This window comes from Rhodopseudomonas palustris (assembly GCF_013415845.1).
Lineage (GTDB): Bacteria > Pseudomonadota > Alphaproteobacteria > Rhizobiales > Xanthobacteraceae > Rhodopseudomonas > Rhodopseudomonas palustris_F.
The window spans coordinates 212,515-235,272 of sequence record NZ_CP058907.1; the positions used below are offsets into that span (position 1 = coordinate 212,515).

Below are 22,758 nucleotides of genomic sequence, written 5' to 3' on the forward strand. Positions count from 1 at the left end.
GGAGAGCTATGCGCGATAACGAGGTGCCTCGTCAGGCGGTCAGCTCGTAAGGCGCTTCGACGATATAGGGGCCGCCGCCGGTCGAGGCGCGGGCCGAATACAGCACGAACCGCTCGGCCTTGAACACCTTGGACGGGAAGTAGCCGCGGATCGACAGATAGTCGGCGACATCGCGGCTGGAGACGTCGCCGCGGAGCCGCGCCAGGGTGACGTGCGGGGTGAATTTCCGTCCCTCGGGATCGAGCCCGACCCGCTGCATCAGCCGCTCAAGCTCGGCCTGCAGCTCGATCAGCGGCTTCGACGGCACCACCGAGGCAACCACCGCGCGGGGCTTCTTGCCGCCGAAGCTCGACAGGCCCTGCAGGGTGACTTCGAACGGCTTGCGATTGACCCGAAACAGGGTCGAGGCGATCTCATTGGCGGTGACGCCGTCGATGTCGCCAATGAACCGCAAGGTGAGATGATAATCGTCCGGGTCGACCCAGCGCGCTCCCGGTAATCCGCCACGTAAACTCGACAGGGTCTGGCTGATCTCGGCCGGAATCTCCAGTCCCGTAAACAAACGCGGCATCGGCACACCCTCGAACCTGAGGCCCGATTGCGGCTGCCTATCCCGATTGGGGACCGTCCCACATCGGGTACGGCAGTCCGCAAAACGTCCGGCGAATCAACGATACGATTGTGTAGCGCGTTTGTGTAACAGCGCTACAGTGGAGCCCGCGCAGAGCTGAAAAAGCTGAGGGCAATCCTACCCTTAAGCCCGGATTGCCGTTTTCTCAGCGGCTCTGCACCAGGAGCGGGCGAAGCAGCGCCTCAACCTTGGGCAAAATCCGCTCGACGATGATGTCGACGCCCGCCGCGGTCGGATGGATGCCGTCGGCCTGATTGAGATTGGACACCGCCGCGACGCCGTCGAGGAAGAACGGATACAGCGGCACGTCGTACTGCTTGGCGAGGTCCGGATAGATTGCATCGAACTGCGCGGCGTAGTCCTTGCCGTAATTCGGCGGCGCCAGCATGCCGGCGAGCAGCACCGGCAGATTGCGTGCCTTCAACCGCTTCAGGATCTCGTCTAGCGCCTTGCGCGGGACCTTCGGATCGGTGCCACGCAGCGCATCGTTGGCGCCGAGCTCGACGATGACCGCGTCCGCATCAGGGGGGACCGACCAGTCGAGCCGCTGAAGGCCGCCGCTGGCGGTATCACCGGATACGCCAGCGTTCACCATCTCGGTGTCGATGCCTTCGGCCTTGAGTGCCTTTTGCAGCTTGGCCGGAAACGCATCGGCGGCCGGCAGGCCGTAGCCGGCGGTCAGCGAGTCCCCGAGCACCACCAGCTTCAGCGGCTTGGCGGCCGTCTCGGCCCGCGCGCTTTGTCCAGGCAGCGCCGCCATTATTCCAAGTCCCAGGACCAGCGCGATCGTGCGCGCCCACCCCTCGACCGCCACGATTGAATAGCCATATGAGGCAGCCATGGACAGTCTCATTGAACCCTCGTCATTGGCCGGCGGCGCGCCGGACAGCATCGCGATCTCCAACGTCAACCTGTCGCTGGGCAGCGGTGCCGCGCGGGTGCACATCCTCAAGGATATCAGCCTGCGCGTCGGCGCCGGCGAGACGATCGGGCTGATCGGCCCGTCCGGCTCCGGCAAATCCACCCTGCTGATGGTGATGGCCGGGCTGGAGCGGCCCGACAGCGGTCAGGTGGTGGTGGACGGGACCTCATTCAATGGTTTGGACGAGGACGCGCTGGCCCGCTTTCGCGGCCGCCAGATCGGAATCGTGTTTCAGTCCTTCCATCTGATCCCGACCATGACGGCGCTCGAGAACGTCGCGGTGCCGCTGGAGCTGGCCGGTCAGGCTGGTGCCGCGGACCGCGCGGCCCGCGAGCTGACCTCGGTCGGCCTCGGCGAACGGCTGCACCATTACCCGTCCCAGCTCTCCGGCGGCGAGCAGCAGCGCGTCGCGCTCGCCCGCGCGCTCGCGCCCGATCCGGCGATCCTGGTGGCCGACGAGCCGACCGGCAACCTCGACGAGACCACCGGCAAGCAGATCGTCGACCTGTTGTTCGCCAAGCATGCCGAGCGCGGCATGACGCTGGTGCTGGTGACGCACGATTCCGCATTGGCGCAGCGCTGCGACCGGGTGGTGCGGCTGCGCTCGGGGCGGATCGACACCACGCAGCCGGGCTCCGCCGCACGCGCACGGTCGGCCTGATCGATGACCGTCCTGACCGAGACGCCACCCCGCATCCCTTCCTGGTCGCTGCCGCTCCGCTACGCGCTGCGCGAGATGCGCGGCGGGCTGAACGGGTTCTACGTCTTCATCGCCTGCATCGCGCTCGGCGTGATGGCGATCGCCGGCGTCGGCTCGGTCGCAGCCAGCCTTGCTGACGGGCTCGCCCGCGAAGGCCGCACCCTGCTCGGCGGTGACGCCGCGTTCTCCCTGATCCAGCGCGAAGCGACGCCGAACGAAGTGGCGTTCTTGCGCAGCCGCGGCGATGTCTCGGTCGCCGCCACGATGCGCGGGATGGCGCGCACCGACGACGGCCGCTCGGCTCTGGTCGAGCTGAAAGCGGTCGACGGCGCCTATCCGCTGCTCGGCGACCTCAAACTCGAACCGCCGATGCCGGTGGCCGACCTGCTCGCCCGGCGTGACGATGCCTTTGGGGCCGCTGCGGACCCAGCCTTGCTGGCGCGGCTCGATCTGAAGATCGGCGACAAGGTCACGATCGGCAGCGCTACCTTCCAGATCCGGAGCGCGGTGGCGGCCGAGCCGGACAAGCTCTCCGGCAACATCGGCTTCGGCCCGCGCTTCCTGATCAGCGACGACGGCTTGCGCGCGACCCAGCTGCTGCAGCCCGGCAGCCTGGTGCGATGGACTTACCGGGTCCGGCTGCCGGACAACGGCACCGACGATCGCGCCGCGCAGCGGCTGGTCGACGACACCCGCGCGGCGCTACCGCAGGCCGGCTGGGAAATCCGCACCCGCGGCAACGCCTCGCCGCAGCTCGAACGCACCATCACCCGCTTCACTCAATTCCTGACTCTCGTCGGCCTCGCCGCGCTGGTGGTCGGCGGCGTGGGTGTCGCCAATGCGGTGAAGAGCCATATCGATCGCCGCCGCGACGTGATCGCGACGCTGAAGGCGGTCGGCGCCACCGGCCGCGACGTATTCGCGATCTATCTCACCCAAGTGATCGTGCTTGCGCTGATCGGTGCGGTGATCGGCCTGGCGCTCGGCGCCGCGATGCCGTTCGCGCTGGTCGGACTGTTCGGGCAGTTACTCCCGCTGCCGGTGGTGGCGGCGCTGCATCCCGGTGAGCTGGCGCTGTCGCTGGTGTACGGGCTGCTCACCGCTCTGGCGTTCGGACTGTGGCCGCTGGCGCAGGTGCGCGACGTGCCGGTGGCGACGCTGTTTCGCGAGGCCGCGACCGCCGACAGCCATCGCCCCCGGCTAAGGCACGTCGCCTTGATCGCAGCGGTCGTTGCAGTGCTGCTCGCGGTGGTGGTCGGGCTCGCCTACGACAAGCGCGTCGCACTGGCGGTGATCGGCGCCACCCTGGCGATCTTCGTGCTGCTGCGCGGCGTCGCCGCCGGGCTGATGGCGATCGCGCGCCGGCTGCCACGCTCGCGCATTACCATGCTGCGGCTCGCCATCGCCAACATTCACCGCCCAGGCGCGTTGACCCCGTCGGTAGTGCTGTCCTTGGGCCTTGGCCTCGCGGTACTGGTTACCGTCGCGCAAATCGACGGTAACCTGAGGCGACAGTTCAGCGCCGCGCTACCCGAGAAGGCGCCGACCTTCTTCTTCATCGACATCCCGTCCAGCGAGACTGATCAATTCGGCACATTCCTGCGCCAGATCGCGCCGAATGCGACGCTGGAAGACGTGCCGATGCTGCGTGGGCGGATCGTGGCCGCCCGCGGCGTTCGCGTCGAAGATCTCAAGCCGGCGCCCGACGCCGAATGGGTGCTGCAGAGTGATCGCGGCCTGACCTACGCGGCCGATATCCCGGCCGGTTCCAAGGTGGTCGAGGGACGGTGGTGGCCGAAGGACTACAGCGGCCCGCCGCTGGTATCGTTCGACAAGAAGCTGGCGCAGGGCCTCGGCCTTTCGATCGGCGACAAGGTCACCGTCAATGTGCTCGGCCGTGAGATCACCGCCACGATCTCGAATCTGCGCAGCATCGATTGGCAGAGCCTCGGGATCAATTTCGTCCTGGTGTTTTCACCGGACACCTTCCGCGGCGCGCCCCACACCCACATCGCCACGCTCACCGAGAGCGGCAGCACGCCGCAGAGCGATGCCGCGGTGATCAAGCAGGTCGCCGACCGGTTTCCGATGGTGACCTCGGTCCGGGTGCGCGAGGCGCTTGAGACGGTCGGCGGCGTGGTGTCGAACCTGGTGCTGGCGGTGCGCGGCGCCAGTGCGGTGACGCTGATCTCCGCCATCCTGGTGCTGGGCGGCGCGCTCGCAGCCGGCCATCGCCACCGGGTCTATGACGCGGTGATCCTGAAGACGCTGGGCGCCACTCGGGCGCGGCTGATCGGCGCCTTCGCGCTCGAATATGCGCTGATTGGCCTCGCCACCGCGGCGTTCGCGGTGCTGGCCGGCTCGGCCGCCGCGTGGCTGATTGTCACACGACTTATGACGTTGAGTTTCGCCTGGCAGGCCGGCTCGGCCGCCGGCGTGGTGGTGGCCGCTCTAGTGGTCACGGTCGGGCTCGGACTGATCGGCACGTGGCTGGCGCTCCACCAGAAACCAGCTTCCGTTTTGCGAAATTTATAGTATGCAGCGCCGACGGAACGGGCTGCGCGGCGCGCTGGCGCACCTCTCTGGCGGGTCCTGTTAGGGCTGGGAAATGGCCACTTTCGACCAAGGTCGGACGCAGATTTCTTTACCCTTCAGAGCGGAGCGACATTCAGCCGCGCATTAAAGCTTGCCCCGTCCGTGTTAGTTTCCCACATATCAGCATGGGTCGGGCGGCTCGATGAACAGGCGTTAATTTTGGGTCCTGGTCTGGATCTGGGCTCAAATTCCAGCGCACTTTCTTCGTCACCGTCCGGATAAATTAGCACTGGCTTTCGCCACCCTTCGCGACCGGCCAGACCAACTCGGGATCTCGACCATGTCGGACTTGGACCGCAACTACACTTCTCCCTTCGGCCGGGCCGCCGGACGCGTCGAAACCGCGACCGTCGACGCCGGGCTGCGCGCCTACATGCTGCGCATCTACAACTACATGACGATCGGCTTGGCCATCACCGGTCTGGCGGCTCTCGGCGTTTATATGGGCGCCGTGACCACAGACGCCGGTGCGGCCGCCGCGCGGGTCGGCAACACCATGCTGACCTCGTTCGGTGTGGCAATGTTCGTCAGCCCGCTGAAGTGGGTGTTCATCCTCGCGCCGCTTGCGATGGTGTTCGTCATCTCTTTCGGCATCAACCGACTGAAGCCGGCGACCGCACAGCTGCTGTTCTGGGCCTTCTCGGCTCTGATGGGCATCTCGCTGTCGTCGATCTTCCTGGTGTACACCCACACCTCGATCGTCCGGGTGTTCTTCATCACCGCCGCCGCGTTCGGTGCGTTGAGCCTCTATGGCTACACCACCAAGCGTGACATGACCGGGATGGGTTCGTTCCTGATCATGGGCCTGTTCGGCGTCGTGATCGCCAGCCTGGTGAACCTGTTCGTCGCCTCGTCGATGCTGCAGTTCATCGTGTCGGTGGTGGGCGTGCTGGTATTCGCCGGCCTGACCGCCTGGGACACCCAGCGCCTGAAGAACGATTACATCTACGGCTACGGCTCGATGGGCGGCGACGTCGCCGAGCGGGCCGCCATCACCGGCGCGCTGTCGCTCTACCTGAACTTCATCAACCTGTTCACGCTGCTGCTCCAGCTGCTCGGACAGAAGGAATAACGGTCTCCTCCCAGACCTGACGGATCGAAGCCCCGGCCCCAGTGCCGGGGCTTTTGTTTTTGGGCAGCCGGCCTTGCGTGAGACACGGTGGAAACGCACACGCGCCGAGCGTATGACGGCGCGACCGCCTCCCGCCGCGACTGCCGAGACATCCGATGTCCAATGCCCTGATTCGCCCGGCGACCTCCGCCGACCTGCCTGCCATTACGGCGATCTACGAGCAGGCGGTGCGCTTCGGCACCGCGACCTTCGAGTTGACCCCGCCCGATCTTGCCGAGATGACGCAGCGGTTTGCCACCCTGACCGAGGCCGGCTTTCCGTATCTGGCCGCCGAAGTGGACGGAGCGATTGCCGGCTACGCCTATGCGGGGCCGTACCGGCCGCGGCCGGCCTACCGGTTCACGGTGGAGAATTCGATCTACCTCGACCCGGCGGCGCACCGCCGCGGCATCGGCAGCGCGCTGCTGCGCGATCTGATCGCCGGGTGCACGGAGAGCGGCTTCCGCCAGATGATCGCGGTGATCGGCGATTCCGCCAACGCCGCCTCGATCGCCCTGCATCGCAAAGCCGGCTTCACACCGATCGGCACCCACGCCGACGTCGGCTTCAAGTTTGGGCGCTGGCTGGACTCAGTGCTGATGCAGCGGACGCTGGGTGACGGCGGTCGGACGGTGCCGGAAACCTGAACCGAATTCGTCATGCCGGGGCACGCACGCCAGCGAGCCAACCCGGATGACAGAGTGGCTCACACCAGCGCCAGCTTGCGGTCGATCACCAGCAGCACACGCTCCAGTTCGTGGCCGCGGCGCAGGATCTGGCCGGAAGCACCGATGACGCTGTAGGCGCCTTGCTTGCGCGCCAGCCGCGGGTCTTTGACGATGCGGTAGATTGGCACTTCGGAGGCGCGGCGGAAGATCGAGAACACCGCGGTGTCTTTGAGGAAGTCGATGGCGTAATCGCGCCATTCGCCGGCCGCGACCATCCGACCATAGAGGTTGAGGATGCGATTGAGCTCCAGGCGGTTGAAGGTGACCAGTCCCTGCAGCGGTGCGGTGCCTGGGCGCTCCGCTGCGCGGCTCTCGCTGGGATCAGCCTCCCCGGAAATCAGATCCATCGGCGCCTCCTGTCACGACGCTGACATGATTGCGCTGCGGGCGCCGGGCCGCAAGGGGACCGAAAGCAGCAGGCGCCGAAACCGCGCTTTTGCGCGTGCGCCTCACGCCTTCGTTAGCCGAATTCTTATTGCCGCCCGATTTTCGCCCAGCGCGCGCCAAGCCCGCTTGCGATAACGCTATCACTGCGTTGGCCCGGTCCCTTCGGCTTCGGATTCCTCAGCCCCCAGCCCCCCGAAGCAGTCGGGATCGGGCCTGTACGCAGAACCTCGATCCCCCTCCTGGGCCGACGCAAGTTGGTCCTTTTTTGTTTTAAGGGGGCCGGCTCGCTTCCGGTCATGAAGCACGCAGCCAAGGGTTACGCAGCAGCACAGGCTGCTTTCCCCCAATCGCAGATGTCAGCCTTTAGTTCAGCGACGTGAAGGCGGCCCCGAGCATCGCACCGGGCTTTTCGCGGCTACCGTTCTGCACATAGACCGCCGCCGCATCGACGCCGTCGCCGACGACATTCTCCAGCGGCACCGTCCAATGCTCCGCCGCACCGGTCCAATCGCCGACCTTCAGCAGATTGCGCACCACGTTGTGGTAGGTGACGTGCCGGCCGCGGTTCTCGCCGCGCCCGATCTCGATCGGAATCGCTTTGGACACCGCGCAAATCCAGACCTCGCCGCTCTTGGCGGTCTCGCCCTGGGGCGCCGCTGCGACCGAGACTTTGATCTCTTTGCCCTCGACCGCCACCGAGACCGGTACGGTCATCACCCCGTCGGTCTTGTCGGTGGTCTTGATCGCGCTGTCGATGCCGGCCCGATTGCTGCCGACGAGGTGCGCCGACCCGTTGACGACGACCTGTGGGGTGAACACGTCCCGATCGCCTCGCACTTGCGAGTAGGCTTTCTGGCGAGCGGTAAAACGCGAGTCGGCCAAGGTGTCTTTCCAGCCGAGATAGTCCCAGTAATCGATCGGGAGGCTTAGGGCGATCACCGACGGATCACGTGCAAGTTCGCCGATGATCTTGTCCGCCGGCGGACAGGACGAACAACCTTGCGAGGTGAACAGCTCAACCACGGCGCGGGGCTCGGCGGCAGCAAGGTCCGCCGTCGCGATCGTCACGCACAGGCCGAGTGCGCCGGACCACCGCGAAAATCCACCAACACCATTCATCGTCGTTTGCCGAGCCGCCTTTGCCGAGTGCTTCGGGACGGCGGCACGCCGCCATCCATCGAGGAGCCTTAAAACGAAAAGGCGGCCCTTTGCATAGGCCGCCTTCCGTTCACCTGCCACTCACTTCGCAGTGAGGCATTCTGCGCCTATCGGCGAAGATCGCGGCTCAGGCCGCGAGCTTGCGCAGCACGTAGTGCAGAATACCGCCGTTGCGGTAGTAATCGAGTTCGTCGAGCGTATCGATGCGGCACAGCAGCGGCACGCGCTTGCGCTTGCCTGCAGCCGAGGTGATCTCGGCTTCCAGCATCTGCCGCGGCTTGAGGTCGCCCTCGAGGCCGCGGATCGTGACCTTCTCGTCGCCCTTGAGGCCGAGCGAGGCCCACGAGGTGCCCTCTTCGAAGGTCAGCGGCAGCACGCCCATGCCGACCAGGTTCGAGCGGTGGATACGCTCGAAGCTCTGGCAGATCACGGCGCGAACGCCGAGCAGACGGGTGCCCTTCGCGGCCCAGTCGCGCGACGAACCGTTGCCGTATTCGGCACCGGCGAACACCACCAGCGGCACCTTCTCTTCCTGGTACTTCATGGCAGCGTCGTAGATCGACATCTGCTCGCCGTCGGGCCAGTGCTTGGTCAGGCCGCCTTCCGGAATGTTGCCGTCGGCGCCCTTCAGCATGTGGTTCTTGATGCGGATGTTGGCGAAGGTGCCGCGCATCATCACTTCGTGGTTGCCGCGGCGGGTGCCGTACTGATTGAAGTCGGCCGGGCGGACCTGACGCTCGGTCAGGTACTTACCAGCCGGCGACGTCAGCTTGATCGAACCGGCCGGCGAGATGTGGTCGGTGGTGATCTTGTCGCCGAACAGCGCCAGCACGCGGGCGTCGACCACGTCGGTGATCGGCTCCGGCTGCTTGGTCATGCCTTCGAAATACGGCGGGTTCTGCACGTAGGTCGACGACATGTTCCACTTGTAGGTCTCGGACTCGACCGTCTTGATCTTGCGCCAGTTGGTGTCGCCCTTGAACACGTCGGCGTAGCGCGCCTTGAAGATCTTGGAGGTCACGTACTTCTTGACGAAGGCGTTGATCTCCTTGGTGCTCGGCCAGATGTCCTTCAGGTAAACCGGCTTGCCGTCCTTGCCGGTGCCGATCGGATCGACCGCGAGGTTCTTGGTCACCGAGCCGGCGAGCGCGTAGGCCACCACCAGCGGCGGCGACGCCAGATAGTTCGCCTGCACGTCTGGCGAGACGCGGCCTTCGAAGTTGCGGTTGCCCGACAGCACGGCGGCGGCAACGATGCCGTTGTCGTTGATCGACTTCGAGATCTCCTCCGGCAGCGGGCCGGAATTGCCGATGCAGGTGGTGCAGCCGAAGCCGACCAGGTTGAAGCCGACCTTGTCGAGGTCCTTCTGCAGACCCGAGTTCGCCAGATACTCGGCGACGACCTGCGAGCCCGGGGCCAGCGAGGTCTTCACCCACGGCGCCGCTTTGAGGCCCTTGGCGGCGGCGTTACGCGCCAACAGGCCGGCGCCGATCAGCACGCTCGGGTTCGAGGTGTTGGTGCAGGAGGTGATCGCCGCGATCACCACGTCACCATGGCCGATATCGAAATTGCGGCCTTCGACCTTGTAGCGGGCGCCGTCGAGCGCCTTCTTGTATTCGGCGTCCATCGCCGTGGTGAAGCCTTCCGCCACCGCCGGCAGCGCGACGCGACCCTCGGGACGCTTCGGACCGGCCAGCGACGGCACCACGTCGGCGAGGTCCAGCGTCAGCGTCACGGTGAACACCGGGTCCGGCGACTTGGCGGTGCGGAACAGGCCCTGCGCCTTGGCGTACTTCTCGACCAGCGCGACCCGCGCCGAGGCACGGCCCGAGGTCTTCAAGTAATCGATGGTTTCACCGTCGACCGGGAAGAAGCCGCAGGTCGCACCGTATTCCGGCGCCATATTGGCGATCGTCGCCTTGTCGGCGACCGAGAGGTTGTCGAGGCCCGGGCCGAAGAATTCGACGAACTTGCCGACCACGCCCTGCTTACGCAGCATCTGGGTGACGGTCAGCACCAGGTCAGTCGCGGTGACGCCTTCCTTGAGCGCGCCCTTGAGCTTGAAGCCGACCACTTCGGGCAGCAGCATCGACAGCGGCTGGCCGAGCATCGCAGCTTCCGCCTCAATGCCACCGACGCCCCAGCCGAGCACGGCGAGACCGTTGACCATGGTGGTGTGCGAGTCGGTACCGACCAGCGTGTCCGGATAGGCGACTTCGAAGGTACCGGTCTTGCGGCCGATCGTCATCTTCTCCTTCTTGGTCCAGACCGTCTGCGCCAAGTACTCGAGATTGACCTGGTGGCAGATGCCGGTGCCGGGCGGCACCACCGCGAAGTTCGAGAATGCCTTCTGGCCCCACTTCAGGAACTCGTAGCGCTCCTGGTTCTGCTTGTACTCCTCGGCGACGTTCTTCTTGAACGCCTGGTTGTTACCGAAGAAGTTGACGATCACCGAGTGGTCGATCACGAGGTCGACCGGCACCAGCGGATTGATCTTCTCGGCATCACCACCGAGCTTCTGCATCGCGTTGCGCATCGCCGCCAGATCGACCACGGCCGGCACGCCGGTGAAGTCCTGCATCAGCACGCGCGCCGGGCGGAATGCGATTTCGTGCTCCAGCGCCTTCTTCCGCATCCACTTGGCGACCGCCATGATGTCGGCCTTTTTGACGGTGCGGTCGTCCTCGTTGCGCAGCAGGTTTTCCAGCAGCACCTTCATCGAGTAGGGCAGACGGGAGATCCCCTTCAGGCCGTTCTTCTCGGCAGTGGGCAGGCTGTAATAGACGTAAGACTTGCTGCCGACCTTGAGGATCTTCCGGCATTTGAAGCTGTCGAGCGAGGTCATGTAAGGCGGGTCCCAGATTATCGTTTTCGATTGGGCGAGCTTGTATGCTGGCTCCGGAGGGGCAGGCCGTCCGGCTTGCAGGCGCCGATCGTGTGCTGCATCAAGTTCCGGCTTATAGAACCTTTCCAATTGCGCCGCCAGTTCGACAATGACAGGCGAGCGCATCGATTTGTGAGCAGACCGTTCCGATCCCGGAGCGGAACAGGTTGGGATACATGCGGCTGTCGGGGCGCGACTTACGGTGTGTACGAGGTGGCCGCGAGGTATTCGCCGGACTGGCCTTCGAGGCGAGCGGCGGCGAAGCGCTGGCGCTGGTCGGACACAACGGCGCCGGCAAGACGTCACTATTGCGGCTGATCGCCGGGCTGCTGACACCGGAGGCTGGAACCATCGCGCTCGACGGCGGGGAACCGGATACGCCGGTCGCCGAACAGGCGCACTATCTCGGCCATCGCGACGCGCTCAAGCCGTCGCTGAGCGTCGCTGAAAATCTCGGCTTCTGGCGTGACTTTCTCGGCGGCGAACGCACCGATCTGAGCGCCGGCATCAAGGCGGTCGGGCTCGGCCATGCGGCCGAACTGCCGGCGGCGTATCTGTCGGCCGGCCAGCGCCGGCGGCTGTCGATTGCCCGCCTGCTGGTGGTGCGGCGGCCGATCTGGCTGCTCGATGAACCGACCTCGGCGCTCGACGTCAAAGGCCAGGAGCTGTTCGTCGGCCTGATGCAGGATCACCTCACCCGCGGCGGCATCATCGTCGCCGCCACCCACACGCCACTCGGCATTCCGGTGCGCGAGCAGCGGATCGGAGCCGCGACATGACCGCGCTCGGCGCCATCATTCGCCGCGATATCAAGATTGCGCTCCGTGTCGGCGGCGGCGCGCTGATCGGCGTACTGTTCTTCCTCACCGTGGTGGTGCTGATGCCGTTCGCGGTCGGCCCGGACCTTGCGCTGCTCAAACGCCTCGGCCCCGCGATCCTGTGGCTCGGCGCGCTGCTCGCCAGCCTGCTGACGCTCGACCGGCTGTTCACTGCCGACGCCGAGGACGGCTCGCTCGACCTGATCGTGATGAGCCGCACCCCGCTGGAGCTGACCTGCGCCGCCAAGGCGCTGGCGCACTGGCTGGCGGCGGGTCTGCCGCTGATCGTCGCCACCCCGGTGCTCGGCCTGCTGCTCAACCTCGACGGCAGCGCCTCGCTGGCCGTGATGGCGACGCTGCTGGCCGGCACCCCGGCGCTGACCTTCACCGGCATGATCGGCGCCGCACTGGCGGTGGCGCTGCGGCGCGGGGGCCTGCTGCTGGCCGTGCTGGTGCTGCCGCTGTCGATCCCGGTGCTGATCTTCGGAGTTTCCGCCTCCCAGGCAGCGATCGTCGGCCCGGTGTCGTTCGGCACCCCGTTCTCGATCCTGTGCGCGATCTCGCTGCTCAGCCTGGTGATCGGCCCGTTCGCCGCCGCCGCCAGCCTGCGGCAGGGACTGGATTAGGGCGAATCACCGCTGATCAACTCCTTCGGAAGTCGCCGCCGACCTGCGTCACGTCATTGCCTGTGCGGGCCCCGGCCATTATCAGGGACGTCATGAAGCTGACCGAACTCGCCAATCCGACCCGGTTCCTGACGCTCGCGGGGCGCCTGCTGCCCTGGCTGGCGGCCGCGACCGCATTGGCGCTGGCGGCGGGACTGACCCAGGGCATGCTGGCACCCGACGACTACCAGCAAGGCGCGACCGTCAAGATCATGTTCGTGCACGTGCCGAACGCCTGGCTGGCGATGTTCGTGTGGGGGGTGATGAGCGTCGCCTCACTCGGCACGCTGGTCTGGCGGCATCCGCTCGCCGACGTCGCGGCCAAGACCGCCGCGCCGATCGGCGCGGCCTTCACCTTTCTCGCGCTGGTCACCGGCTCGCTGTGGGGGCGGCCGATGTGGGGCACCTATTGGGAATGGGACGCCCGGCTGACCTCGATGCTGGTGCTGTTTCTGATGTATCTCGGACTGATCGCGCTGTGGCGCGCGGTCGAGGACCCGTCCCGAGCCGCTCGCGCCGCCGCCGTGCTGACCTTGGTCGGCGCCGTCAACCTGCCGATCATCAAGTTCTCAGTCGACTGGTGGAATACGCTGCATCAGCCGGCCTCGGTGGTGCGGGTGGGCGGATCGACGCTCGACAAGGCGTTCCTGATCCCGCTACTGGTCACCGCGATCGGGTTTTCACTGCTGTTTCTGACGCTGCATCTAGCCGCGATGCGGAACGAGATCCTGCGCCGGCGGGTGCGTTCGCTGCAGATGATGCAGGCCAGCCGGGCCGAGGCGGCGTGATGTTCGGCAAATACGCGGACTTCATCGTCTCATCCTACGCCGCGACCGCGATCGTGGTGCTGCTGCTGATCGGCTGGGTGGTGCTGGATTATCGCAAGCAGAAGGCGCGGCTGCGCGACCTCGAAGCCCGCGGCGCCGTCCGCCGCTCCGGCCGCAGCGCCACCGATCACTAACAACGCACGGATCATCATGAGCGACACCTTCGATCCCGCCTCGCCGAAGCGCCGCTCCTGGCTGGTGGTGCTGCCGGCGCTGCTGTTCGCCGGGCTGGCGGTGTTGTTCTGGTTTCGGCTGGGCGACAGCGACGTGTCGCGGATCCCCTCGGCCCTGATCGGGCGGCCGGCGCCGCAGACGCCGCTACCGCCGCTGGACGGCCTGAGCCGTGACGGCAGCCAGGTCGCGGGACTCGATCCGGCGATGTTCAAGGGCAAGGTCAGCGTCGTTAACGTCTGGGCGTCGTGGTGCGTGCCTTGCCATGACGAAGCGCCGCTGCTGATGACGCTGGCGCAGGACACCCGCATCCAGCTCGTCGGGATCGACTACAAGGACAAGCCCGACAATGCCCGCCGTTTCCTCGGCCGGTACGGCAATCCGTTCGCCGCTGTCGGGGTCGATGCCTCGGGCCGCGCTGCGATCGAATGGGGCGTGTACGGCGTGCCGGAGACCTTCGTCATCGGGCGCGACGGCAAGATCGCCTACAAGCTGGTCGGACCGATTACGCCGGACAACATCGAGAGGGTGCTGAAGCCGGAAATCAGCAAGGCGCTGGCGGCGTCGCAGAGCTGACCAACCTGTTAGCACCGCCAAAAGCCCCTCGAAAATAAATCAGACCGTTTATCGGTCGTTCATCGCACCGCCATTGCGGCGCCATGAATCCGGGATGAGCTTCGGGCGTTACTAACAACGTCCTTTGGAGGGACATCCGATGGGTACTTCGACTTTCCGTCGTCTCACGCTCGCCCCGCTCGCCGTCGCGCTCGGCCTGCTCGCCTCCGCGCCGGCGATGGCGCAGGCTCCGCAGCCGGCCACGCCGCCGACCGCCAAATCCGACAAGATGGCCCCTCCGCCGAAAGCTGAGACCAAGGCGGCCGCTCCGGCGAAGTCGGAGAAGGTCGAGCTCCTCGATATCAACTCGGCGACCGCCGAACAGCTCGACGCGCTCCCCGGCGTCGGCAAGGCGTACTCCGCTGCGATCATCAAGGGCCGGCCCTACAAGGGCAAGGACGAGCTGGTGCAGAAGAAGATCGTGCCGCAGAAGACCTACGACGGCATCAAGGACAAGATCATCGCCAAGCAGAAGTAAGTCAGGCGATCACGCGACGCCAACGCGTCAACGTACTACGTCATGCCCGGGCTCGACCCGGGCATCCATCCCTTCACAACAAGATGGATTGCCGGGTCAAGCCCGGCAATGACGGCCTGGGGCCAAGCAGCCTCACCGCCCCGACACGTCGCCTTCGTCGGCTGCGCTCTGTTCGAGCGTGGCGGGTTCAGCCGCGTAGCGCTTGGTCAGCGGCATCTGCAGCAGCGCGAACAGCATGGTGAGCGGCACCACGCCGAACACCTTGAAGTTGACCCAGAAGTCGGTCGACTGCGTCCGCCAAACTGCTTCGTTCAGCAGCGCCATCGCAAAGAAGAACAGCGCCCAGCGCAGCGTCAGCTTGCGCCAGCCCGCCGCCGTCAGGTTGAACACCTGATCGAACATGATGGCGATGAAGCTGCGGCCGAACAGCAGCCCGCCGCCGAGCACCGCGCCGAACAGCGAGTACACGATGGTCGGCTTCATCTTGATGAAGGTCTCGTCGTGCAGCACCAGCGTCAGGGTGCCGAACACCAGCACCACCACGGCGGTGACCAGCGCCATCACCGGCACATGCCGGGTGACGACGTAGGACGCGATCACGGCCGCCACCACCGCCACCATGAAGGCACCGGTCGCGGCGAACAGATGAAACTTGGCGTTGACGATGAAGAACACCAGCAGCGGCCCAAGCTCGGTCGCCAGCTTGAACAGCGGGTGCGGCCGGTTGGGCTTGAGCAGGTCGTCCGTCATGCCGCCTCCGTGCCGGCGATCGCCTTGGCGAAATCGCGCGCGGTGAACGGCGCCAGATCCTCGACGCCCTCGCCGACACCGATGAAATGCACCGGCAGCTTATGCTTCTCGGCGATCGCCACCAGGATGCCGCCGCGCGCCGTGCCGTCGAGCTTGGTCATCACCAGGCCGGTGACGCCGGCGGTCTTGGTGAACGCCTCGACCTGCGACAGCGCGTTCTGGCCGACGGTGGCGTCGAGCACCAGCAGCACCGCATGCGGCGCGGTGGCATCGACCTTCTTGATGACCCGCACCACCTTTTCGAGCTCGCTCATCAGTTCGGTGCGGTTCTGCAGCCGACCGGCGGTATCGATCAGCAGCACGTCACGGCCTTGCTCTTTGGCTGCGGTCAGCGCGTTGAAGGCGAGGCCTGCGGCGTCCGAACCCTGCGCGCCTGCGACCACCGGGGTGCCGGTGCGATCGCCCCAGACCTTGAGCTGATCGATCGCCGCAGCCCGGAAGGTGTCGCCGGCGGCCAGCATCACCTTGTGGCCCTCGGAGGCGAACCGGGCCGACAATTTGCCGATGGTGGTGGTCTTGCCGGAACCGTTGACCCCGACCATCAGGATCACGAACGGCTTGTTGCCGGCGTCGACCTCGAGCGGCTGCGCCACCGGCGCCAGCACCTTCTCGACCTCCGCGGCCACGATCTCTTTGACGTCGCTGGCCGAGATCATCTTGTCGTAGCGGCCCTCGCCGACCGCCTTGGCGATCCGCGCCGCCACCTCGGTACCGAGATCGGCGCGCAGCAGCACGTCCTCGATCTCCTCGAGCATCGCCCGATCGAGCTTGCGCTTGGAGACGAATTCCGACAGCGCGGTCCCGATCGAGCTCGAGGTGCGCTTCAGTCCGCTGGACAGCCGTCGCCACCAGCTCTGTTTCGAATTTTCCGGAGTGTCGCTCATCAGGGCGCTGTGTTAGCCGTTTCGCGCCATGAACGAAAGCCACCCAGATCAATTCGAGCCGCCGGAACTGACCCCCGACGAGATCCAGGCCCGCGTGCTGTATCGCGACGGGCTGATGCTGGTGATCGATAAACCGCCGGGGCTGCCGGTGCATCGCGGCCCCAAGGGCGGTCCGAACCTGGAGGCTTCGTTCGATGCGCTCCGCTACGGTTTGCCGCGCCCCCCGGTGCTGGCGCATCGGCTCGACCGCGACACCTCCGGCTGCCTGGTGCTCGGCCGCCACCGCAAGGCCACCGCCACGCTGGGGCTGCTGTTCAAGCATTCGCGGATTTCCAAGACCTATTGGGCGATCGTCGAAGGCGGCCCGACCGAAGACCAAGGCAGCATCGACCTGCCGATCGCCAAGCTCAACGCCGAACGCGGCTGGTGGCAGAAGGTCGACCAGGAAAGTGGGCTCCCGTCGCTGACGAAATGGCGGGTGATGGGGCGGTCGGGAGTTTTGCCGGCCGCCGCGACGACCACCTCCGCAACATCCGCCCCGATCCGCGACGCCACGGCGAGCGGCTCCCCTCCCCCTTGCGGGGAGGGGTCGGGGGTGGGGGTCCACAGCGGCAGCCTTACTTCGGGGCGCCCTCACCCCAACCCTCTCCCGCAAGCGGGAGAGGGAGTTCGCCCTGCTCGGGGAGAGGCAGATAATCTGTCTCGAAAGCCGGGCGCGATCCTTGGCGCGCCGCCTCCGACGCAGCTCACATGGCTCGCGCTCGAACCGATCACCGGCCGGACCCATCAGCTCCGGGTTCATTGCGCCGCGATGGGCTGGCCGATCCTCGGCGACAACATCTATGGCAATGGCCCGCGGTTCGGCGAACCGCGGCTGCATCTGCATGCCCGCGAGATCGTCATCCCATTGTCACGCAACAAGCCGCCTGTGGTGGTCACAGCGCCGCCGCCGACGCATATGCACCCGCGGCTCTCGGCCTGCGGCTGGACAGCAGACTGACCCACGGCCTCAGGCGGTCGCGGCCCACGCCGTGATGCCAGGCATCCCGCCGCAGCGCACGCATTCCGATCACGCCCCTGCACATGCGCGCGATCAGCGCCGAAAGTCGGATGACTGCACCGCTTGTCGCGGCCCGGCGTACCGACGCATAATTGCCTTAACAACAACAGCCGGAGGCTGAGACGATCGCACGTCTCTTCACCGGCGATGCTCCCCCGTAACGTTTCCATGACTTCGCCCGGATCGCAGGATCAACGATCGGCGGAGCCAGACTCGTTGGCGGGTGAGTCGCCGGTTGCAGCGGGGTTGCGGTCGAGCACCGACGGCGGGTGCGGCATCGGCCGCGTTTTTGTGGAGGAACGAATGTCCGAGAAGATCTACGACGTGCCCGCAGAGTGGGCGAGCCGCGCCTTCGTCGACGACGCCAAATATCGCCAGATGTACGAGCGCTCGGTCACGGATCCGACCGGATTCTGGGCGGAGCACGCCAAGCGTGTCGATTGGATCAAGGCGCCGACCAAGATCGACAACTGGTCGTTCGCGCCCGGCAACGTTTCGATCAAGTGGTTCGAGGACGGCGTCCTCAACGCCGCCTACAACTGCATCGACCGCCACCTCGACAAACGCGGCGACCAGGTCGCGATCATCTGGGAAGGCGACGATCCTTCGCAGTCGCGCAGCATCACCTATCGCGAGCTGCACGACGAAGTCTGCAAGTTCGCCAACATCCTGCGCAACCGCAATGTCGGCAAGGGCGACCGCGTCACCATCTATCTGCCGATGATTCCGGAAGCCGCGTTCGCGATGTTGGCCTGCGCCCGGATCGGCGCGATCCACTCGGTGGTGTTCGCCGGCTTCTCGCCCGACAGCCTCGCGGGCCGCATCAACGACTGCAACTCGAAGATCGTCATCACCGCCGACGAAGGCCTGCGCGGCGGCCGCAAGGTGCCGCTGAAGGCCAATGTCGACGCGGCGCTGAAGAAGTGCGAGGGCGTCGACTGGGTGATGGTGGTCAAACGCACCGGTGCCGCGGTCGAAATGGATGACGTCCGCGACTTCTGGTACCACGAAGCGGCCGAGGTGGTGACGACCGAGTGCCCGGTCGAGCACATGCACGCCGAAGACCCGCTGTTCATCCTCTACACCTCGGGCTCGACCGGCCAGCCGAAGGGCGTGCTGCACACCACCGGCGGCTATCTGGTGTTCGCGTCGATGACGCACCAATACGTCTTCGATTATCACGACGGCGACATCTACTGGTGCACCGCGGACGTCGGCTGGGTCACCGGCCACAGCTACATCCTGTACGGGCCGCTCGCCAACGGCGCCACGACGCTGATGTTCGAAGGCGTGCCGAACTATCCGACCAATTCCCGGTTCTGGGAAGTGATCGACAAGCACAAGGTCAACATCTTCTACACCGCACCGACCGCGATCCGCGCGCTGATGCAGGCCGGCGACGAGCCGGTGAAGAAGACCTCGCGCAAGTCGCTCCGCCTGCTCGGCTCGGTCGGCGAGCCGATCAATCCGGAGGCCTGGGAGTGGTACCACCGCGTCGTCGGCGAGGACCGCTGCCCGATCGTCGACACCTGGTGGCAGACCGAGACCGGCGGCATCCTGATCACCCCGCTGCCCGGCGCCACCAAGCTGAAGCCCGGCTCAGCGACCCGGCCGTTCTTCGGCGTGGTGCCCGAGATCCTCGATCCGGAAGGCAACGTTCTGGAAGGCGAATGCACCGGCAACCTCTGCCTCGCCCGCTCCTGGCCGGGACAGATGCGGACCGTGTACGGCGACCATGCCCGATTCGAGCAGACCTACTTCTCGGCCTACAAGGGCAAGTACTTCACCGGTGACGGCTGCCGGCGCGACACCGACGGCTTCTACTGGATCACCGGCCGGGTCGACGACGTCATCAACGTCTCGGGTCACCGGATGGGCACCGCCGAGGTCGAATCCTCGCTGGTGGCGCATCCGAAGGTGTCCGAGGCGGCGGTGGTCGGCTATCCGCACGACATCAAGGGCCAGGGCATCTACGCCTATGTGACCCTGATGGCCGGCGAAGAGCCGACTGAGGAGCTGCGCAAGGAATTGGTCGCCTGGGTCCGCAAGGACATCGGCCCGATCGCCTCGCCCGACCTGATCCAGTTCGCGCCCGGCCTACCCAAGACTCGCTCCGGCAAGATCATGCGCCGAATCCTACGCAAGATCGCGGAGGACGAACCGTCCTCGCTCGGTGACACCTCGACACTGGCCGATCCCGCGGTGGTCGACGATCTGGTCGAGCATCGCCAGAACAAGCACCACAAGGCGAGCTGACCGACCCCGCCGCCGCCGCTGCCGACAGCGGCCGCTGCTCTCTCCAGAGGCCCCACCTGTGATTCGCAGGCGGGGCCTCTTCTCGTCTGGCGGGTACACGGGCCAGGATCTCTTTGTAGTTGATCGATGGCGGCTTCCAGCTCGCTTCCGCCTCGTTCCGGCTGTGCTGATTCGATCACATCCGAGCGAGGAACGCAGCTCCCGGGCGTTTTACCGGCGGGTGTTGTTTGCCGGACATTTACTTTGTTCCCCGGATTTTTCTTCAATGGTACGCTCGCGTTCATTTCGGTCGTCCAGCACACACCGGTTGGTTAGTTCGCGCTGCGACCATCGCGGGCGCTGGGGAGCGCCGGAGCGAAGCTGACCGGTGCGAGGAAACTGGAGAGACTGAATGTCTTTTGGATTTCGTTCGGCGAAATTGGCCATGGTGGCCGTGGTCTTGGCGGGCGCCAGCGTGCTGACCGCGCCGCGGGCCGAAGCGCGGCCCGACCTGGTCGTCTTCCGCGGCGACTATTCGCCGGGGACGATCGTGGTGCGGACCGGCGAGCGGCGGCTGTACCTGGTGGTCGAGCCGGGCCACGCGGTGCGTTATCCGGTCGGCGTCGGCAAGGCCGGCAAGCAATGGGCCGGCGTCACCAAGATCGACGGCAAATTTCGCAATCCGGCCTGGGCCCCGCCGGCCGAGGTCAAGCGCGATGTCCCGACCATTCCGGACGTGATCCCGGGCGGATCGCCGGCCAACCCAATGGGCGTCGCTGCGATGACGCTGGCAGGTGGCGAATACGCCATCCACGGCACCAACCGGCCACAGTCGATCGGCGGCTTCGTGTCCTATGGCTGCATCCGGATGCTGAATGACGACATCACCGACCTCTACGAGCGCGTCCCGGTCGGCACTCAGGTGGTGGTGATGCGCTGAGGACATCAGCGCGGTCTAAAAGGAAAAGCCGCGGACGGATCCGCGGCTTTTTTGTTACGTGAGATCGCGTCCGCTCAGCGCGGCGGCGCCACGCCCGGAGGCGGCGGCGGCAGTGCTGCCTGGCCGCCGTTGAGCAGCGGCGTGATGCGCCGGATGGTGACGCGGCGGTTCTGACGCTCCGGAGCCTGGGTCTGGATCTTCAGATACTGCTCGCCATAGCCCTGCGAGGTCAGGTTCTCGGCCGGCACCCCGAACTGCTGGGTGAGCAGTGCGGCAGCCGCCTCGGCGCGACGATCCGACAGCGACAGATTATCGGTGTCGTTGCCGACCGCGTCGGTGTGGCCTTCGATCAGGAACACCTCACGCGGGTTACGCTGGATCGCCCGGTTGAGACCGTCCGCAATCGCCTGCAGCTTCGCGGCCTGATCCGGGGGAATGTCCCACGAGCCCAGGTCGAAGTTGATGGTGTTGAGATCGATCGACGGCATCCGCTGCCGCACCGCCGGGCTGTAGCGGATCTCGTCCATGGTGTAGCGACGCTCGATCCGTTCGACCGGCGGCGCTTCCAGGGTTTCGTAGATCAGCTCCGGCGAAGCGTCCTCGTAGTCGACGATGTAGCGGTCGCGGGGAATCCGGATCACCGGGGGCGGCAGATCGACGTAGAAGTTGGCCCGGTCGCGCGGACCGTAGCTGTTGTCGATGATAATGATTTCGCGGCCGTCACGATCGCGGCGGATCCGTCGCATCAGTTGGCCGTCGTCGCCGGTGATGTTGATGATCTCGGTGCCATCGGGGCGCACCACGATCGTGCGCGTGCCACCGCCGCGAATCTGCTCGGTGCGGATGTCGCGCGCGCCGTAGCGGAAGCGATCCACCTCGTTGTGGCGGATGAACTCCTGGCCGCTCGGGTCGCGCACGATGATGCGGCCCGGCTCGGTGATAACGATGCGGCCGTTCTCGTTGACCTCGCGGCGCTGGCCACGGAAGTCGGACATGTTGCGCGGCCCAGGCGCCTGCGCGCCGGGAGCGATGGGGGTCAGCGCCTGCGGTGGCGGAGGCGCGGGCGGGATCGGCGCGGTTACGGCCGGCGGCGGAGGTGCCGGCGGAGCGACAGCGGGACCTGCCGGCGGCTGACCGGGCTGCGGCGGAACCGGCTGCGGTTGGCCGGGCGGCGGGGCAACGGCGGGACCGGCGCCGGGAGCGCCCGGACCGGCTTGCGGACGCGGCGGGGGACCGCCGGCGGGGGCGCCGGGTTGCGGACCGCGTTCGCCGGACGGTCGGGCGCCGGGCGCGACGGCGGGGCCCGACGGATTCGCCGGCGAAGTCGGGGCGGCCTGCGGCGCGGCCGAGGGGGCCGGTGTCGGTGCCGCAGCAGGCGGCGGATTGGCGGCCGCAGGCGGGGGCGGCGGACCGCGACGCGGCGCTTCGCCCGGCGGCGGGGTCATGCCCGGCGCAGTCCCATTCGGCGGAGTGCCCGGCGCTCCTGGAGGCGGACCGCGGCGCTCGCCCGGGGGCTGCTTGGCGGCATCCGGCTTGGCAGCATCCGGCGCGGCCGCATTGGGCGGAACCGCACCGGGCGGCGGGCCACGGCGCTGTGGTGCTTCGCCTGCGGGCGGCGCGGGCGGACGGACGGGAGCGGCGGCGGGCGGCGGCGCAGCCGGACGCTCAGCAGGCGCAGCGGGCGGCGGAGCCGAGGGCTTCGGAGCCGGCGGAGGTGGCGGGGCCGCATGCGGAGGAGGCGGCGGAGCGCTGTGGCTCGGCGGCGGAGGCGGAGGAGGCTCAGCGCGCTTGGGCGCGGGCGCCGGAGCGGCTGCCGGCGGCGGAGGAGGCGGTGCGGCCCGCGGAGGAGCAGGCGGCGGGGGCGGCGGCGCGGCATGGGGCGGAGCTGCGGCCGGCGGGGGCGGCGGAGCGCTCGGGGCGGCCTTGGGCGGCGCGGGCGCAGGGCGCGGACCGGGCGGCGGCGCTTCCTTGGCCTTTTCCTCGGACGGGGCCGGCGCTGGGCCGCCCTGCACCGCCTGCGCGAGCAGCACCGGCGCGGACGCGCTCTCGGCCACCGCGGGATGACCGATCAGCGATCCCAGCGTCAGCGCCGTGGTCGCGAGCAGTGCAACATTTAACTTCGTCATCAAACAGACCCTC

At 66.9% G+C, this 22,758-nt stretch carries 21 protein-coding genes; 13 read left to right on the forward strand and 8 right to left on the reverse strand.

The window, feature by feature from the left end; all coding sequences use genetic code 11:
- Nucleotides 1–31 precede the first annotated feature (31 nt).
- A complete protein-coding gene (gene thpR, locus HZF03_RS00985) occupies nt 32–571 on the reverse strand; it encodes an RNA 2',3'-cyclic phosphodiesterase (RefSeq protein ID WP_011155762.1) in 540 nt (179 codons plus the stop codon).
- 205 nt (nt 572–776) lie between these two features.
- Nucleotides 777–1,472, reverse strand: coding sequence for an arylesterase (locus HZF03_RS00990; RefSeq protein ID WP_420853834.1), 696 nt, complete (start codon nt 1,470–1,472; stop codon nt 777–779).
- Between HZF03_RS00990 and HZF03_RS00995 the strand changes: the two genes are divergently transcribed.
- From HZF03_RS00995 to HZF03_RS01010, 4 genes are all read left to right on the forward strand, one after another.
- Nucleotides 1,471–2,214 (forward strand): ABC transporter ATP-binding protein, encoded by a 744-nt coding sequence (locus tag HZF03_RS00995; protein ID WP_011155764.1) that lies wholly within the window; start codon nt 1,471–1,473, stop codon nt 2,212–2,214. The genes HZF03_RS00990 and HZF03_RS00995 overlap by 2 nt on opposite strands.
- A gap of 3 nt (nt 2,215–2,217) precedes the next feature.
- Nucleotides 2,218–4,788: an ABC transporter permease gene (locus tag HZF03_RS01000; RefSeq protein ID WP_119019102.1), complete on the forward strand. Its 2,571-nt coding sequence runs from the start codon at nt 2,218–2,220 to the stop codon at nt 4,786–4,788.
- Nucleotides 4,789–5,128: 340 nt separating this feature from the next.
- Nucleotides 5,129–5,920, forward strand: a complete 792-nt coding sequence (locus HZF03_RS01005) for a Bax inhibitor-1/YccA family protein (protein WP_011155766.1) — start codon at nt 5,129–5,131, stop codon at nt 5,918–5,920.
- Nucleotides 5,921–6,075: 155 nt separating this feature from the next.
- Complete coding sequence (locus HZF03_RS01010; RefSeq protein ID WP_119019101.1) at nt 6,076–6,606, forward strand: GNAT family N-acetyltransferase; 531 nt, start codon at nt 6,076–6,078, stop codon at nt 6,604–6,606.
- Between the two features lie 59 nt (nt 6,607–6,665).
- Here the strand turns inward: HZF03_RS01010 and HZF03_RS01015 are convergent, their stop codons facing one another.
- From HZF03_RS01015 to acnA, 3 genes are all read right to left on the reverse strand, one after another.
- Nucleotides 6,666–7,034 carry a DUF2794 domain-containing protein gene (locus tag HZF03_RS01015; protein WP_011155768.1) on the reverse strand — a complete coding sequence of 123 codons (369 nt, stop codon included), beginning with the start codon at nt 7,032–7,034 and terminating at the stop codon, nt 6,666–6,668.
- A 403-nt stretch (nt 7,035–7,437) separates the two neighbouring features.
- Nucleotides 7,438–8,193, reverse strand: a complete 756-nt coding sequence (locus HZF03_RS01020) for a DUF1223 domain-containing protein (RefSeq protein ID WP_119019100.1) — start codon at nt 8,191–8,193, stop codon at nt 7,438–7,440.
- Between the two features lie 166 nt (nt 8,194–8,359).
- On the reverse strand, nt 8,360–11,077 hold the full coding sequence (gene acnA / locus HZF03_RS01025; RefSeq protein WP_011155770.1) for an aconitate hydratase AcnA: 2,718 nt from the start codon (nt 11,075–11,077) through the stop codon (nt 8,360–8,362).
- Between the two features lie 215 nt (nt 11,078–11,292).
- On the opposite strand from acnA, the gene ccmA reads away from it, so the two are divergent.
- The 6 genes from ccmA (at nt 11,293) to HZF03_RS01055 (ending at nt 14,690) form a co-directional block, all read left to right on the forward strand.
- Entirely contained in the window at nt 11,293–11,895 is a 603-nt protein-coding gene (ccmA, locus tag HZF03_RS01030) for a heme ABC exporter ATP-binding protein CcmA (RefSeq protein ID WP_119019099.1), read from the forward strand.
- Nucleotides 11,892–12,560, forward strand: coding sequence for a heme exporter protein CcmB (gene ccmB, locus HZF03_RS01035; protein WP_119019098.1), 669 nt, complete (start codon nt 11,892–11,894; stop codon nt 12,558–12,560). The genes ccmA and ccmB overlap by 4 nt, the downstream gene beginning before the upstream one ends.
- Before the next feature lie 92 nt (nt 12,561–12,652).
- Nucleotides 12,653–13,387: a heme ABC transporter permease gene (locus HZF03_RS01040; RefSeq protein WP_119019097.1), complete on the forward strand. Its 735-nt coding sequence runs from the start codon at nt 12,653–12,655 to the stop codon at nt 13,385–13,387.
- Nucleotides 13,387–13,560, forward strand: a complete 174-nt coding sequence (gene ccmD / locus HZF03_RS01045) for a heme exporter protein CcmD (RefSeq protein ID WP_013500270.1) — start codon at nt 13,387–13,389, stop codon at nt 13,558–13,560. The genes HZF03_RS01040 and ccmD overlap by 1 nt, the downstream gene beginning before the upstream one ends.
- 16 nt (nt 13,561–13,576) lie before the next feature.
- Nucleotides 13,577–14,173, forward strand: a complete 597-nt coding sequence (locus tag HZF03_RS01050) for a DsbE family thiol:disulfide interchange protein (RefSeq protein WP_119019096.1) — start codon at nt 13,577–13,579, stop codon at nt 14,171–14,173.
- Between the two features lie 139 nt (nt 14,174–14,312).
- Complete coding sequence (locus HZF03_RS01055; protein WP_119019095.1) at nt 14,313–14,690, forward strand: ComEA family DNA-binding protein; 378 nt, start codon at nt 14,313–14,315, stop codon at nt 14,688–14,690.
- 132 nt (nt 14,691–14,822) lie between these two features.
- On the opposite strand, the gene HZF03_RS01060 is transcribed toward HZF03_RS01055, so the two are convergent.
- Together HZF03_RS01060 and ftsY are read right to left on the reverse strand one after the other, a co-directional pair.
- On the reverse strand, nt 14,823–15,440 hold the full coding sequence (locus tag HZF03_RS01060; RefSeq protein ID WP_012493981.1) for a septation protein A: 618 nt from the start codon (nt 15,438–15,440) through the stop codon (nt 14,823–14,825).
- The gene (gene ftsY / locus HZF03_RS01065) at nt 15,437–16,384 is read right to left on the reverse strand and encodes a signal recognition particle-docking protein FtsY (RefSeq protein ID WP_011155777.1); all 948 of its coding nucleotides are present in this window, start codon (nt 16,382–16,384) and stop codon (nt 15,437–15,439) included. Before ftsY ends, HZF03_RS01060 begins: the two co-directional genes overlap by 4 nt.
- Before the next feature lie 28 nt (nt 16,385–16,412).
- Between ftsY and HZF03_RS01070 the strand changes: the two genes are divergently transcribed.
- The 3 genes from HZF03_RS01070 to HZF03_RS01080 all read left to right on the forward strand — a co-directional run bounded on the left by HZF03_RS01070 (nt 16,413) and on the right by HZF03_RS01080 (nt 20,619).
- Nucleotides 16,413–17,384, forward strand: coding sequence for an RluA family pseudouridine synthase (locus HZF03_RS01070; protein WP_179906245.1), 972 nt, complete (start codon nt 16,413–16,415; stop codon nt 17,382–17,384).
- A gap of 363 nt (nt 17,385–17,747) precedes the next feature.
- Nucleotides 17,748–19,700, forward strand: a complete 1,953-nt coding sequence (gene acs, locus HZF03_RS01075) for an acetate--CoA ligase (RefSeq protein WP_011155779.1) — start codon at nt 17,748–17,750, stop codon at nt 19,698–19,700.
- Nucleotides 19,701–20,124: 424 nt separating this feature from the next.
- A complete protein-coding gene (locus HZF03_RS01080) occupies nt 20,125–20,619 on the forward strand; it encodes a L,D-transpeptidase (RefSeq protein ID WP_375164944.1) in 495 nt (164 codons plus the stop codon).
- 74 nt (nt 20,620–20,693) lie between these two features.
- On the opposite strand, the gene HZF03_RS01085 is transcribed toward HZF03_RS01080, so the two are convergent.
- Entirely contained in the window at nt 20,694–22,745 is a 2,052-nt protein-coding gene (locus HZF03_RS01085) for an OmpA family protein (protein ID WP_179906247.1), read from the reverse strand.
- Nucleotides 22,746–22,758 lie beyond the last annotated feature (13 nt).

Coding starts and splice junctions, on each gene's coding strand:
- thpR (WP_011155762.1), bottom strand. CDS start 571: ATGCCGCGTTTGTTTACGGGACTGGAGATTCCGGCCGAGATCAGCCAG.
- HZF03_RS00995 (WP_011155764.1), top strand. CDS start 1,471: ATGGACAGTCTCATTGAACCCTCGTCATTGGCCGGCGGCGCGCCGGAC.
- HZF03_RS00990 (WP_420853834.1), bottom strand. CDS start 1,472: ATGGCTGCCTCATATGGCTATTCAATCGTGGCGGTCGAGGGGTGGGCG.
- HZF03_RS01000 (WP_119019102.1), top strand. CDS start 2,218: ATGACCGTCCTGACCGAGACGCCACCCCGCATCCCTTCCTGGTCGCTG.
- HZF03_RS01005 (WP_011155766.1), top strand. CDS start 5,129: ATGTCGGACTTGGACCGCAACTACACTTCTCCCTTCGGCCGGGCCGCC.
- HZF03_RS01010 (WP_119019101.1), top strand. CDS start 6,076: ATGTCCAATGCCCTGATTCGCCCGGCGACCTCCGCCGACCTGCCTGCC.
- HZF03_RS01015 (WP_011155768.1), bottom strand. CDS start 7,034: ATGGATCTGATTTCCGGGGAGGCTGATCCCAGCGAGAGCCGCGCAGCG.
- HZF03_RS01020 (WP_119019100.1), bottom strand. CDS start 8,193: ATGAATGGTGTTGGTGGATTTTCGCGGTGGTCCGGCGCACTCGGCCTG.
- acnA (WP_011155770.1), bottom strand. CDS start 11,077: ATGACCTCGCTCGACAGCTTCAAATGCCGGAAGATCCTCAAGGTCGGC.
- ccmA (WP_119019099.1), top strand. CDS start 11,293: ATGCGGCTGTCGGGGCGCGACTTACGGTGTGTACGAGGTGGCCGCGAG.
- ccmB (WP_119019098.1), top strand. CDS start 11,892: ATGACCGCGCTCGGCGCCATCATTCGCCGCGATATCAAGATTGCGCTC.
- HZF03_RS01040 (WP_119019097.1), top strand. CDS start 12,653: ATGAAGCTGACCGAACTCGCCAATCCGACCCGGTTCCTGACGCTCGCG.
- ccmD (WP_013500270.1), top strand. CDS start 13,387: ATGTTCGGCAAATACGCGGACTTCATCGTCTCATCCTACGCCGCGACC.
- HZF03_RS01050 (WP_119019096.1), top strand. CDS start 13,577: ATGAGCGACACCTTCGATCCCGCCTCGCCGAAGCGCCGCTCCTGGCTG.
- HZF03_RS01055 (WP_119019095.1), top strand. CDS start 14,313: ATGGGTACTTCGACTTTCCGTCGTCTCACGCTCGCCCCGCTCGCCGTC.
- HZF03_RS01060 (WP_012493981.1), bottom strand. CDS start 15,440: ATGACGGACGACCTGCTCAAGCCCAACCGGCCGCACCCGCTGTTCAAG.
- ftsY (WP_011155777.1), bottom strand. CDS start 16,384: ATGAGCGACACTCCGGAAAATTCGAAACAGAGCTGGTGGCGACGGCTG.
- HZF03_RS01070 (WP_179906245.1), top strand. CDS start 16,413: ATGAACGAAAGCCACCCAGATCAATTCGAGCCGCCGGAACTGACCCCC.
- acs (WP_011155779.1), top strand. CDS start 17,748: ATGTCCGAGAAGATCTACGACGTGCCCGCAGAGTGGGCGAGCCGCGCC.
- HZF03_RS01080 (WP_375164944.1), top strand. CDS start 20,125: ATGGTGGCCGTGGTCTTGGCGGGCGCCAGCGTGCTGACCGCGCCGCGG.
- HZF03_RS01085 (WP_179906247.1), bottom strand. CDS start 22,745: ATGACGAAGTTAAATGTTGCACTGCTCGCGACCACGGCGCTGACGCTG.